This window comes from Acinetobacter sp. NIPH 817 (assembly GCF_000368405.1).
Lineage (GTDB): Bacteria > Pseudomonadota > Gammaproteobacteria > Pseudomonadales > Moraxellaceae > Acinetobacter.
The window spans coordinates 2,581,943-2,594,374 of sequence record NZ_KB849420.1; the positions used below are offsets into that span (position 1 = coordinate 2,581,943).

The 12,432-nt window shown below is 38.2% G+C and carries 12 protein-coding genes; 3 read left to right on the forward strand and 9 right to left on the reverse strand.

Annotation, left to right across the window (positions count from 1 at the left end):
* Positions 1-42: 42 nt before the first annotated feature.
* From F968_RS15770 to F968_RS15780, 3 genes are read right to left on the reverse strand one after another with little or no spacing between them, the layout of a single operon-like run.
* Entirely contained in the window at positions 43-1,497 is a 1,455-nt protein-coding gene (locus F968_RS15770; protein WP_004794591.1) for an NAD(P)(+) transhydrogenase (Re/Si-specific) subunit beta, read from the reverse strand.
* A 12-nt stretch (positions 1,498-1,509) separates the two neighbouring features.
* Positions 1,510-1,824, reverse strand: coding sequence for a proton-translocating transhydrogenase family protein (locus F968_RS15775; protein ID WP_000230434.1), 315 nt, complete (start codon positions 1,822-1,824; stop codon positions 1,510-1,512).
* 11 nt (positions 1,825-1,835) lie between these two features.
* Entirely contained in the window at positions 1,836-2,963 is a 1,128-nt protein-coding gene (locus tag F968_RS15780; protein ID WP_004794594.1) for a Re/Si-specific NAD(P)(+) transhydrogenase subunit alpha, read from the reverse strand.
* 238 nt (positions 2,964-3,201) lie between these two features.
* Between F968_RS15780 and F968_RS15785 the strand changes: the two genes are divergently transcribed.
* The 3 genes from F968_RS15785 to F968_RS15795 all read left to right on the forward strand — a co-directional run bounded on the left by F968_RS15785 (position 3,202) and on the right by F968_RS15795 (position 5,812).
* The gene (locus F968_RS15785) at positions 3,202-4,128 is read left to right on the forward strand and encodes a DMT family transporter (RefSeq protein WP_004794596.1); all 927 of its coding nucleotides are present in this window, start codon (positions 3,202-3,204) and stop codon (positions 4,126-4,128) included.
* Between the two features lie 67 nt (positions 4,129-4,195).
* Positions 4,196-4,603, forward strand: a complete 408-nt coding sequence (locus F968_RS15790; RefSeq protein ID WP_004794599.1) for a RidA family protein — start codon at positions 4,196-4,198, stop codon at positions 4,601-4,603.
* Positions 4,604-4,621: 18 nt separating this feature from the next.
* A complete protein-coding gene (locus F968_RS15795; RefSeq protein WP_004794602.1) occupies positions 4,622-5,812 on the forward strand; it encodes an MFS transporter in 1,191 nt (396 codons plus the stop codon).
* Positions 5,813-6,154: 342 nt separating this feature from the next.
* Here the strand turns inward: F968_RS15795 and F968_RS15800 are convergent, their stop codons facing one another.
* The 6 genes from F968_RS15800 to trxB form a co-directional block, all read right to left on the reverse strand.
* Positions 6,155-7,285, reverse strand: coding sequence for a beta family protein (locus tag F968_RS15800; RefSeq protein ID WP_000975797.1), 1,131 nt, complete (start codon positions 7,283-7,285; stop codon positions 6,155-6,157).
* 2 nt (positions 7,286-7,287) lie between these two features.
* Positions 7,288-8,511, reverse strand: a complete 1,224-nt coding sequence (locus tag F968_RS15805) for an ImmA/IrrE family metallo-endopeptidase (RefSeq protein WP_000394712.1) — start codon at positions 8,509-8,511, stop codon at positions 7,288-7,290.
* Positions 8,501-8,773 (reverse strand): type II toxin-antitoxin system HigB family toxin, encoded by a 273-nt coding sequence (locus F968_RS15810; RefSeq protein ID WP_004794604.1) that lies wholly within the window; start codon positions 8,771-8,773, stop codon positions 8,501-8,503. The genes F968_RS15805 and F968_RS15810 overlap by 11 nt, the downstream gene beginning before the upstream one ends.
* A gap of 407 nt (positions 8,774-9,180) precedes the next feature.
* Positions 9,181-9,999, reverse strand: a complete 819-nt coding sequence (locus F968_RS15815; protein ID WP_000835370.1) for a hypothetical protein — start codon at positions 9,997-9,999, stop codon at positions 9,181-9,183.
* Between the two features lie 296 nt (positions 10,000-10,295).
* Positions 10,296-11,363, reverse strand: coding sequence for an ArsO family NAD(P)H-dependent flavin-containing monooxygenase (locus tag F968_RS15820; protein ID WP_000080827.1), 1,068 nt, complete (start codon positions 11,361-11,363; stop codon positions 10,296-10,298).
* 104 nt (positions 11,364-11,467) lie between these two features.
* Entirely contained in the window at positions 11,468-12,421 is a 954-nt protein-coding gene (gene trxB, locus F968_RS15825) for a thioredoxin-disulfide reductase (protein ID WP_001191832.1), read from the reverse strand.
* Between the last annotated feature and the right edge of the window lie 11 nt (positions 12,422-12,432).

The window sequence follows — 12,432 nt, forward strand, 5'->3', positions numbered from 1 at the left end:
AGCCACCCGAGGGTGGCTTTTACAATCCTGATTGAGGTCAGATTAGTGACCACCACCATTGATTGCTTTTGTCATATCTTCAACAACTTTCTTAGCATCACCAAAGATCATCATTGTTTTTTCGTTATAGAACAAATCGTTGTCTAGACCAGCATAACCTGTTGCCATAGAACGCTTAATCACCATGATTGTACGCGCTTTATGAGCCTCAAGAATCGGCATACCATAAATCGGCGAGCTTGGATCATCTTTTGCAGCAGGGTTAACAACGTCGTTTGCACCAATTACAAGTACTACGTCAGTTGCAGGGAAGTCCGAGTTAATCTCATCCATTTCCAAGATATCTTCATATGCCACGTCTGCTTCTGCAAGCAATACGTTCATGTGACCAGGCATACGACCAGCAACAGGATGGATTGCGAAACGAACGCGAACACCTTGCTCTTTTAGAATTTCACACAATTCTTTTACAGCATTTTGTGCACGACCTTGCGCCATACCATAACCTGGCACAATCACAACGCTGTCAGCATTTGACATCAAGAAGCCGGCATCATCAGCAGAACCAGAACGATGGTTACGTTGAACTTGCTCACCTTTGGCAGCAGTAGCAACCGCTGCACCACCCATTGCACCACCAAACAATACATTGATGATCGAACGGTTCATTGCTTTACACATGATGTACGACAGAATCGCACCAGATGAACCTACGAGAGAACCCGCAACGATCAACATATTGTTTTCAAGTGTAAAACCAATACCTGCCGCAGCCCAACCAGAGAATGAGTTAAGAAGCGATACCACTACAGGCATATCACCACCACCGACTGGTGCAATCCACACCCAGCCAAATGCAAGCGCAAGAGCTGTCATTGCCCAGAAAGCAGTCATGTTGCCAGTCGTGAAGAAGTAAAAACCACAAGCCAACATCGCAATAAAGATAAGCGCTTGAACAGGTTTAACCCATGCACCAGAAATTGTTTTAGCCCATTTTTTCGCAGCCAATTTACCGTACGCAAACACAGATGCAGTAAAGGTAATCGCACCAACGAAACAACCAACAAACAATTCAAATAAGTGAACTTTGCTCATGTGCACATGTTGCACACCAGCTGCCGTTAAAGCTGCTTCATTTTGAGCGAACAATTCAGTTAATTGGTTGTTATGTAAAATTGCAGCAATTGCAATTAAAACAGCAGCCAAACCAACTAAAGAGTGCATAAGTGCAACCGTTTCCGGCATTTGCGTCATTGGTACAGTACGAGCACGAGCAATACCTACGATTGCACCGAGCACCATTGCACCAACAATCATCCAGATCACTGGGTTATTCGCAACAAAGAAAGTCGTTACAACTGCAATCGCCATCGCGATCATACCGTAACGGTTACCTTGAATTGCTGTTTTAGGGCCAGACAAGCCACGAAGCGTCAAGATAAAGAGGATTGCGCCAACAAGGTACAACCAGTTCGCATTTGCTTGAATAAATTCCATGTCAAAGCCCTCTTATTTCTTTTGCTTAGGCTTGAACATTTCCAGCATGCGTGCAGTTACTGCAAAGCCACCGAAAATATTAATGCTTGCCAAAAATACTGCAATCGCACCAAGTACGCTCACCACATTTACACTTTGAAATGCAACGTTAGCATCTACACCCAAAACAGGTAGACCCACAGTTTGCAACATCGCACCCACTACAATAATAGATGACAATGCATTGGTTACAGCCATAAGCGGCGTATGTAAAGCTGGTGTAACACCCCAAACTACGTAATAACCTACGAAGATGGCAAGGACGAAAATTGTAATAGTTTCAACCATGAGAAATCTCCTTAACCACGCTTAAGCAGTACTTGACCGCCATGAGTGACCAATAGGGCTTTTTGGATTTCGTCTTCTTGATTAATCGCAAAGTTTTTCTCTTTGTCGAATAAAGTCTCTACGAAATTAAAAACGTTACGTGCATATAGCGCTGAAGCTTCTGTTGCTACAGTTGCCGGAATATTTGGAATACCCAAAATTTTCACGCCATTTTCCGTAAAAACAGTCTCGCCCACTTTAGAGCCTTCAACGTTACCGCCAGTTTCAACAGCCATATCTAAAATGACAGAACCCGGTTTCATCTTGGCAACAGTTTCAGCCTTAATCAGACGTGGTGCATCACGACCCGGCAAGAGCGCAGTAGTAATCACGATGTCAGCGTTAGAAACAGCCTTATCAACAATCGCGGCTTGGTCTTTGATGTATTGCTCACCCGGCATCCATCCATAACCATTTTTAGCGGCATCCGCTGCACGTTGTTGCTCTTCTTCAGACATTGGTACGTCTAACCACTTACCACCCAAAGACTCAACCTGATCTTTTGCTGTAGGACGTAAATCTGTAGCTTCAACAATTGCACCTAAACGTTTTGCAGTTGCAATTGCCTGAAGACCTGCAACGCCCACACCCATAATCACAACACGAGCAGGTTTTACAGTACCAGCAGCAGTCATAAGCATTGGGAACATGCGCTGATATTCAGCAGCAGCAAGCAAAACTGATTTATAACCAGAAAGGTTTGCCTGAGAAGACAATACGTCCATATTCTGCGCACGAGAAAGCGTACGAGGAAGCAATTCCAGAGCAAAAGCAGAAACTTGCTGATTCGCAAACTGATCTAGCTCGGTATTACGATAAGGATCAAACATTGCTACAACAGCAGTATTTGCTGCAAGTTTTTGAATTTCCCCGCCTTGTGGCGCGCGAACTTTCAAAATAATTTGACTACCCGTATAGGCATCATCCGTAATGGTTGCACCGACCTGTTCATAAGCACTGTCAATGTACGCGGCCTTTACACCAGCACCACGTTCAATCACAACGCTATGACCAGCGCTAATCAACTTCTTTACTGTCTCTGGCGTAGCAGCTACACGATTTTCACCGACGACAGTTTCGGTTGGGATTCCGATCTGCATGAGCGTTCCTCAAGCTAATTTCTCATTGTCAAAAACATTGCAAGCTGCAATGTTTCCCCCATGTGTATTCTTTGTACAGAATTTGGATTCTAATTGAACTTTTTTAAAATACCACCCAATATTTATTTAATAAATACCCATATTTTGAACTGATGATTCACGATATTTGATTTGAGGTGTAATATAGGAAGATTTTTCTTTTTTTGCAGACAATAGTCTCTCTTATACAGTCTTGTATATGAAAATTTCGTTTTCTTCGTTTCAAATCGGGTCTTTTTTTGCTCTTTGCTCTGCTTTTCTATTTAGTACAAAAGCAATCTTTATTAAACAGACTTATGCCCTTTCTCCATTAGTAGATGCTACAGTCCTGATGGCTTTACGCATGCTAAGCGCTTTACCGTTCTTTCTACTTATTTGTTGGTTTAACAGGCATCATAATCAGGGCATAAAAAAGAAGGATTGGCTAATTTTAATTTTTGCCGGTCTATTAGGCTACTACTTTGCCAGTTGGCTCGATTTTATGGGTCTCATGTTTATTAGTGCCTCTCTAGAACGAATTATTCTATTTTTATATCCCACGCTTACAGTCATCGTCTCAAGCTTACTCTACAAACAAAAATTAGATGCAAAAAGTTTATTTGCCATTTTTCTTAGTTATGGTGGAACCGTACTGGTCATGCTTCAAGAGCATAACAACGCACCAATTCAGGGCAACTTCTGGTTAGGTACAAGTTTAGTATTTGCAAGTGCGGTGGCTTTTGCAGGCTATTTATTACTAACCCCACCATTAATTAAGAAATTTGGTTCTTGGAATTTCACAGGGTTAGCATTAACTGTGGCTTGTATCGGTACATTAACGCACTATGCACTCAGCACACCTCACCCGATTCAACTTCTATTACAACTCCCCTCTAGTGTGATTTGGTATGGAATCGGCCTTGGCTTCTTAGTCACCGTGTTACCTACCGTTATGCTCATGCAAAGTATTGAACGATTAGGTGCCTCTCAATCTGCAATGATTGCTTCGATTGGACCGGTTTTAACAATTTTGCTTGCTGTTGCCTTTTTAAATGAACACTTAAATATGTGGCAATGGGTCGGTTGCCTTCTCAATATTATTGGTGTGATGATGATTACACTCAGAAAGAAAAGGCTAAAACATTAAATTCTCTTGACCTCAACTTAAGTTGAGGTTGGATACTCATCTAAATTTTAATGAACGGTTGAGTTCCATGAGTAAAGAAACTTTTAAAATCATAAATCCATCAACTTTATATGACCCTACCCCAAATGCTTATAGCCATGTGGCTGTAGTAGAAAATTTTAAAAAGATTATTCATATTGCAGGTCAAGGTGGCGAAAATTCAAAAGGTGAATTAAGCCCAAATTTTGAAGAACAAGTTATCCAAGCCATTAATAACATTCAACATGCTTTAAAAGCTGCCAATGCGGAGCTTAGTAATATTGCGGTGTTAAGAGTTTTAGTTGTTGACCATTCGGTCGAAAAGCATCAAATTTTGATTAAAATTATGCAGAATTTATGGAAAAATCATCCTTTTCCAGCCTGTACACTCATTCCTGTACCACGCCTTGCGCTAGAACACATGCTTATTGAAGTCGAAGCAACGGCATACACTTAATAAAATCGAGAGAACATCATGTCTACCCCTGAAGATATCAGTCAGAATAAACCTTTGCTTTGGTTGATGGCAGCAGCATGTGGCTTATGTGCAGGTGTGAATTACTATTGTCAGCCTCTAATTCACTCGATTCAACAAGAGTTTGCTGTAACTCAAGCACAAGCTGCTTTAACAGTGACATTTGCTCAAGTGTCTTATGCTCTCGGTTTACTCTTTATTGTTCCGATGGGTGATATTGTTAATAAAGCTAAAGCTATTCCGTTTTTGATGGTGCTTTGCGCAATTGGCCTATTTACTTCTGCTTTTGCTGTTAACTTACCCATGCTATGGATCGGTACAATTTTAGCAGGTTTGTTTTCGGTTGCAGCTCAAGTGCTTATTCCACTTGCCACAATGACTGTAAAACCCGAAAAAACTGGCGAAATCATTGGTTTTTTAATGAGTGGTTTATTAGTCGGGATTTTACTCTCTACCAGTCTGGCAGGCTTATTTTCGAATCTTTTCCACTGGAAAGTGGTTTATGTGGTAAGTGGCGTATTAATGCTACTGCTAGCATTTACCTTAAAAAGCCGCTTGCCTTATGTCTTACGTATGAAAATGAACTATGGGCAAATCTTTGTTTCCATGGCTCAACTTTTACAGCAGGAAAAGCGATTATTATTAAGAGCACTTACAGGTGCTTTCGCCTTTGCAGCGGTAAGTATCTTGTATTCCACCATCGCATTACTCCTTACCTCAGCACATCATTTACCTGATCTTTTTATTGGACTAGTGCCTTTAGTGGGCATCTTCGGTGCTTTATCAACACGCTACATTGGTAAATATGCAGATCAAGGACATACTGGCTTACTGACATGGATGGGCTGCGGGCTGTTCTTAGTAAGTTGGGTTTGTTTCTACTTCGGACAAACTCTACTTTCTACTTATGTTATTGGCTTTGCTTTAATTCAGTTAGCACTCGCGCTCGTACACACCAGTAACCAGAGTATTATTTTCCGTTTACGACCAGATGCAAAATCTCGTATTAATGCCATCTATATGACGACTTATTTTATTGGTGGTGCTGGTGGTTCGGCATTAGGAATTTTTGCATGGAACCGTGGTGGATGGACCATGACTTGCCTTGCCGGTATTGGGTTAGTCGTACTTTGTATTTTATTTAGCATGTTCGATACAGTCTTACAAAAAAAGAAAATGGTTTCCCAATAAGGTAACTTGTTATAAATCATCTTCCTATATTCAACATAAGGGTGGTTATAAATTACTCGGTTAAATGCCCCTGTCGATTCAAGCATAAACCTCGTATAATGCTGCCCTTTCATTAATTTAGCGACTTTTGGGCTATTGGTTATGCAATCACTTCAATCGTTACAACCTCGTATTTCTGTCGCACCCATGATGGATAGGATCAACTAAAATAAAATATCATTTATTATTAAAAACTTAGAAACAAAAATAAAATTCATGGTGTAAATTTAGTGTAAAAATTTAATTACTGAAAAATAATTTAAAAATCCAGCCCATTTATGAATGGCTGGATTTTTATTTGATCTATTTTTGATAAGCTAGCTCAAAAGATCCTATTTCCTCTAAGACATACCGAATGTGGTGGCTCGTATCAATTGCAACCCATTGCGTAGGATTTCCTATAAAATTATTAATACCGTGCGCACATTCAAAGATTTTATTGTCTCCCCAACTAAAGCTTACATCTTCATAATAGATAGAATTAATTAATCTCATTGCTAGCTGCTTTCTATGCCCATGACTTCCACCATCTCTAGAAAATGGATGGCCTCTTACGACATAGTAATTTTTATCTATAGTGTAGATAATTTTTCCATTCGTATGTTGATTAATAATCTGCTTTTCTGGAGCTGGATGTCTTGCTCCATGATCTGCAAACTTCAATTTAACATTAGGGAACATGTTTCTTAAAGTCTGCCATACAACCATTTCTTTTCGAAGTACTGGACCATCCGTATCATGATCTTCAATGGCTTCTGCAACGCTTGAAGGATATGAAGCTCCACTGATAGAAATGTATTTAAAATCATATTCAGTTAATACTTCTAAAAAGTCTCTAGACTTGCTTAGCATCTGTTCAATTGTTATACGATTGACACTTACATCCCCAAAATCTAATAATATAGAACAATTATTTTCTGCTAATTTTAAATCAGAAATAATTGATTCTAGTTGTTCTTTGAAAAAATCAGGTTCATCAATATCATACATTGCCTCACCATCTAATCTAATACAAAAATAAGGAGCCTCTGGATAATTTAAATTTTTCATTGTTTGATGATAAAGACTGCTCATTTGATCAAACCAACGGTCATAACCAATTACAGGAACTACCTTTACTCCTAATGCAAACAATTTGTTATACGTATAGGTTAGGAAATGCTCACCATTCTCCAATAAAGCTTCAGATGGTTTCCAAAAATAACCATCCACTAAAGCAATATTTCCACTCCATAATTTCCCTATTTTCTCGCAACGGCTATTAATATCAACAAGTCTTGAAACCCCTTCTTTATAAATATTAGGCATTTCAAATAAAGGGTGGAAAGTTGGCTGTATTTGATATTCTAACTGCTCAGACCTAATAGGTTTTATCGCATCAAATTCACCTTGCTTCGCTTTCATGATTGGGACATATTCTGGAATTTTCATCATCTCTACTCCTCAACACTTAATAAATGAGAATTGGTTAATAATGCCTTGACCTGATATTGACCAACCAAGTCTGAAAATAAGGTGTAATTTCCCAACTCTTTTCGAATACGCCCTGCAATGATTGCTGGATGAACTCTCAACTCTTTAGCCAACTTTTCAATAGATTCTTTACTTGGTGAGATAAATGCCTCTGTACGTCTCAAAACTCCTCTTGGTATAAATGCCTCTCTTGCCAATCGATTTGCTTCAGCCTCCCTCCGATCCTCCATACTTGATGAATCTAAATCATCGAGAAATGCTTCTGTTTCATCAACATGCTTCCAAATATGTGCGCATTCATGTAGTAACGTAAACCAAAAATTATCCAATCGGTCATATCGTAAACTTAGCCCAATAATAGGAGTGCCGTCACTGTCCTTCAATGCCGCTCCATCAAGATGCGTACCCTTAAGATGAGGCTCAATGACTACAGCAATTCCATGCTTTTCTAAGTATTCAATTGCTAATATTGGCCCATGCTCAAACCAGCTTAATTGAGCTAACTCTCTTAAAAAATTACTATTTATTAAATTAGGGTCATATTTTCCTAGACTATCTTTCTTATCTCTAGCTTGGAGAATGACTCTAGCTAGCCACGCATACAGTGCATACATCGTATTAGGTGTTTGGGCATCACCAGACAACTTTCGTTTAAAAGAAGCTGAGCCGATTTGTAACCCTGATTGAGCAATATATTTTTGGATAATACTCTCAGTTGATGCTGCCGTATCAGCAAGAAATGTTTTTAACCACCCCCTATTTTTCATCTCTTTAACAGGAAATTTAGACCAATCAATATTATTTTTATCTAATGTATTCTTTGAATTTGATAAACCAATTAATGTCTCTACCGACAGTCCCAACCCTACAGATAATGCTCGGATCATATCTACGGTTAAAGCTCTTTTTCGATTAAGAACTTCAGAAACTCTACTAGTAGTACCAAAATATGGGGCCAAATCAGCTTGTTTTAACCCTTTCTCATGCATCCTAAATAGAATTGCATCAATAGGATCAGGCGCCTCTATCGGATATTGTTTATTTTCATAATCTTCTATTAAAACCGATAATAATTCCAACCGATCACTCTCAGGACTTCCTATAGCCGGATTTAGCATAATTAAAGAATGCACTTCGTCAAGATAAGCTTGATACTGCTCTCTTGTACGAATAACTTTAAATTCCATTGTTAGCACCTTGAATGTTTACAGCTTTAATAATCGCTATTCTTTGAGAAAACGCGATTTGTAGACAAATAACCCATTTAGAGTTATGTATCGAAAATTCGAAACATTGATTTTCCAAAATAGATACTTTTGGAAATTGTTTCAGAATATCTTCCGCGCCCCGCCAATGAGCATCACGTATTTCAGAGATCCAACTTATGAGCCATTTTTTAGCAAACTCACACTCAATCACTGTTATTTTTTCAAGACCTAAAAGCTTCATTTAAAAATATTCCCAATTTGGGAATAAATTACACCATTTCAAAATACAACTCAATTCCCATTTTGGTAATTATCATAAACTAATTATTGAGAACTACTTTAATTGCTTAAATATTTATCAGTGATATGGTCTTTGTTAGATTTTTTTGAAATAAAAGAATAAATTTAATTAAATAAATCAATATTTAAAGTTTGATATGTTAGATATTGAATTGACATAAGCTGCCCATAATTCCTTCATTCAAAACCTAATTTAGTCACGGTCTTTCTAACAGAATTACAGTCTGACTAACCTCTAATGATCTTAAATAATAAATAACAGTAAAAATACTTTCTGTTATAGGGATAGGTAGTCTATAGATTGTTTTATGTATGTGGACAAATCCAGACTTGTCCACATATTTAAAATTAGGAGTCACTACCTATGCGTTTGCGTTCACGACTTCTAAAATTTTTCACATATAGGCCATCAATCATTTCTTTTGGCTCTAAAGCTAAGGCGCAATTAGCTAAAGTAGCAATTGTATTATCTGTTAACTTAAAGTCATTAGGTAAGAAACCATATTCTTTCTGACGATTACATTCAATAGCTTCAAATAAAGCTCTAAAATAATCAACTAAGGAAGCTCTCTCACCTCTTGTTGCCACTTCAGTAATAGAATCAATAGCAATAGGTACGGCCATTCTTGCATCTTCAGCGATAACTTTCATTACATCATCTAACCGAGGCCAATATTTAAGATCAAACCGACCTTGGAGTTGCTTTAATTTATCTAGCAAAGATGTTCTAAAATACGGATTATTCTGAGATGCTTCACGAATTACATTACCAATGTGATAATGGGTATCTGTCATAAAGCCAGAAGTATTTATTAACTCGGATCTAGTTTCTAGGAGAGCTGCTAATTCATGAGCTTTAATAGAAATTTGCTGATTAATCTCATTCAATTTTTTCTGAGCAGCTCTAGACTTTATTACTTCCTCTGGACTATGCATTGAAGTAATTTCTACTAACAAATCTAAAAAATTTGTGAGGGCTTGATGATATTTCCCTAGTTTTGAATACAACTCACTATAAGCATGTTGTAACTCAACTTTACGCTCAAGTAACCTATCAATGATTATATTTTCACTAGGAAGTATCTTGGCTTGCGTATTAGTAGCTTTTTTATCTAATAGAATAGCTACACATACCTCTTGAGCTTTTATTTCATCTATAGACTTCATGATTTCATCTCTGTAATTGGTTCTGCTTACAGTGTAATTAGCTCAATTAAATCTGTCGGTATCTGAGTAATAACAACTTTTGTAGTACTCAGATACCTCCTTACTCATGAAAGAGTATATAAACAGTAGACTAGTTTTATTGGGAATTATATTAAGCAACTAGAGTCTAGTTAAAATTTTCCAGTTATTGATCACTAACTAAATTAGAACCAATACCACCAAAAAAAAATATAAGTGTTTGATATAAAAAATATATAAACCTTCTATATCTTTAGCCATCCTTTATTTAAGAATTTTTAATCTATAGCTAAGTAAACAGCTATTTCATCGACTACTGCTTTGGCTGTTCTAGAAACCCCAATTAATGTTGCCGATGCCATGCCTGTCCATTCACCATAACCAACTAGCCAAAGGTTGTTTATTTTTATTGAACGCCCATCATTGACAGCAACAGTCTGATTAGGTTCTATCACTCCTAGACTCCTTAAGTGATTTAGGGATGCTTTGAAGCCTGTACACCAAATCACAGCATCAACCAATTGTGTTGAACCATCCTCCCAAACAACCGAATATTCTTTAAATGCTTTAAAGGGTTCTCTGCTATGTAATACCCCACGTTCACGTGCATCTTTGACACTATCAATCATGACAATATCCCCTAGACCACCAATGGGTTGATCAACTATTCGTCCCTCCTGTTGTGCCTTCAAACGTTCTGTTGCTCGAAGGAATAAAACACGCCCATCAACATCATCCGATAAAAATTGAGGAGGATTTACTGTGATCCAAATAGTGTCTGCAACTTCTGAAACTTCAGCAAGAATTTGAGCACCAGAGTTACCTCCTCCTATCACTAGAACCTTTTTATTAATAAAAGGTTCTGGATTAACATAATGTGCTGAATGGGTTTGTATTCCTTTAAATCTTTCTAATCCTTCGTAATGTGGAATATAAGGCTGACTCCATGTACCTGTAGCACTGACAACGGCCTTTGCTCGCCAATATTTATCACCCGCATATACATCTAAGCAGTCATTTTTTTTCTCAATATGATCAACATGTATAGGTCGAATGACAGGAAATTGATAGCGTTGTTCGTATGCAGATAAGTATTGAATCACCTCATTCCGCGTTGGATAAGTTTGTTCAGTTTTTGGCATCATCCAGCCCGACAACGAACTCCAAGTATTTGGAGAAAAAAGACGTAAAGACTCCCAAGCATGTAACCATGCACCACCTGCCTGATTTTGGTCATCTAAAATCACAAATGGAATTTTCTTACGTTTTAAAAAATAGGCTGTAGCAAGAGCTGCTTGTCCACCACCAATAATGACTACATCTACTTCAGCTTGTAATTGAGACAAATTATCTCTCCCTCTTCTTTATTGTCATAAACAAAATCAAAAGCCCAGCCTGTTTAACAGACTGGGCTTATTTCTTAAAACTTTCAAGTGATTGAATTAGCTTTTCAATCGTTCAATTGATCTAGATATTTTTCAGCATCTAGAGCAGCCATACAGCCTGACCCAGCTGAAGTAATCGCTTGACGATAAATGCTGTCAGCGACGTCACCAGCAGCAAAAACACCAGCTACAGAAGTTGCTGTTGCATTACCAGAAGTACCGCTTTGTACTTGGATATAGCCATCACGTAAGTTTAATTGACCATCAAACATTCCAGTATTTGGTTTGTGGCCAATTGCAACGAATAGACCATGAACCTCTACGTCTTGCTTAGACTCATCTTGAGTTGATTTAAGGCGAACACTTGTTACACCAGTATTGTCACCCAATACTTCTTCAACTTCGTGATTCCAGATAATGCTGATTTTGCCTTCTTTTTCTTTAGCAAATAAATGATCTTGCAAAATCTTTTCAGAACGTAAGCTATCACGGCGGTGTACTAGCGTTACATGTGAAGCAATATTTGATAAATAAAGCGCTTCTTCAACAGCAGTGTTACCACCACCTACAACCATTACTTTTTGGTTTTTGTAGAAGAAACCATCACATGTTGCACATGCGCTTACGCCTTGTCCCATAAAGTTTTGTTCAGACTCTAGGCCAAGATATTGAGCTGTAGCACCAGTTGCAATAATCAAAGCATCACATGTGTACTCTTCCATATCACCTTTTAGAACAAAAGGACGTACGTTTAAGTCCACTTCGTTAATATGGTCATAGACGAGTTCTGTACCAAAGCGTTCAGCATGTGCTTGCATACGATCCATTAATGCAGGACCAGTTAAACCTTCAGGATCGCCCGGCCAGTTGTCAACTTCGGTTGTTGTTGTAAGTTGCCCACCTAGTTGTAAACCCGCAATTAAAGTAGGTTTAAGGTTTGCACGCGCTGCATAGACAGCTGCACTATAGCCCGCAGGGCCAGAACCGAGAATTATCAGACGTGAATGTCTACTTTGCATTTAGTTCTCTC

What these genes read in the sequence shown, in the direction of transcription:
- F968_RS15810 (WP_004794604.1), bottom strand. Translation starts at nt 8,773, where the DNA reads ATGAAGCTTTTAGGTCTTGAAAAAATAACAGTGATTGAGTGTGAGTTT.
- F968_RS15785 (WP_004794596.1), top strand. Translation starts at nt 3,202, where the DNA reads ATGAAAATTTCGTTTTCTTCGTTTCAAATCGGGTCTTTTTTTGCTCTT.
- F968_RS15770 (WP_004794591.1), bottom strand. Translation starts at nt 1,497, where the DNA reads ATGGAATTTATTCAAGCAAATGCGAACTGGTTGTACCTTGTTGGCGCA.
- F968_RS15790 (WP_004794599.1), top strand. Translation starts at nt 4,196, where the DNA reads ATGAGTAAAGAAACTTTTAAAATCATAAATCCATCAACTTTATATGAC.
- F968_RS15795 (WP_004794602.1), top strand. Translation starts at nt 4,622, where the DNA reads ATGTCTACCCCTGAAGATATCAGTCAGAATAAACCTTTGCTTTGGTTG.
- F968_RS15805 (WP_000394712.1), bottom strand. Translation starts at nt 8,511, where the DNA reads ATGGAATTTAAAGTTATTCGTACAAGAGAGCAGTATCAAGCTTATCTT.
- F968_RS15775 (WP_000230434.1), bottom strand. Translation starts at nt 1,824, where the DNA reads ATGGTTGAAACTATTACAATTTTCGTCCTTGCCATCTTCGTAGGTTAT.
- F968_RS15780 (WP_004794594.1), bottom strand. Translation starts at nt 2,963, where the DNA reads ATGCAGATCGGAATCCCAACCGAAACTGTCGTCGGTGAAAATCGTGTA.
- F968_RS15815 (WP_000835370.1), bottom strand. Translation starts at nt 9,999, where the DNA reads ATGAAGTCTATAGATGAAATAAAAGCTCAAGAGGTATGTGTAGCTATT.
- F968_RS15800 (WP_000975797.1), bottom strand. Translation starts at nt 7,285, where the DNA reads ATGATGAAAATTCCAGAATATGTCCCAATCATGAAAGCGAAGCAAGGT.
- trxB (WP_001191832.1), bottom strand. Translation starts at nt 12,421, where the DNA reads ATGCAAAGTAGACATTCACGTCTGATAATTCTCGGTTCTGGCCCTGCG.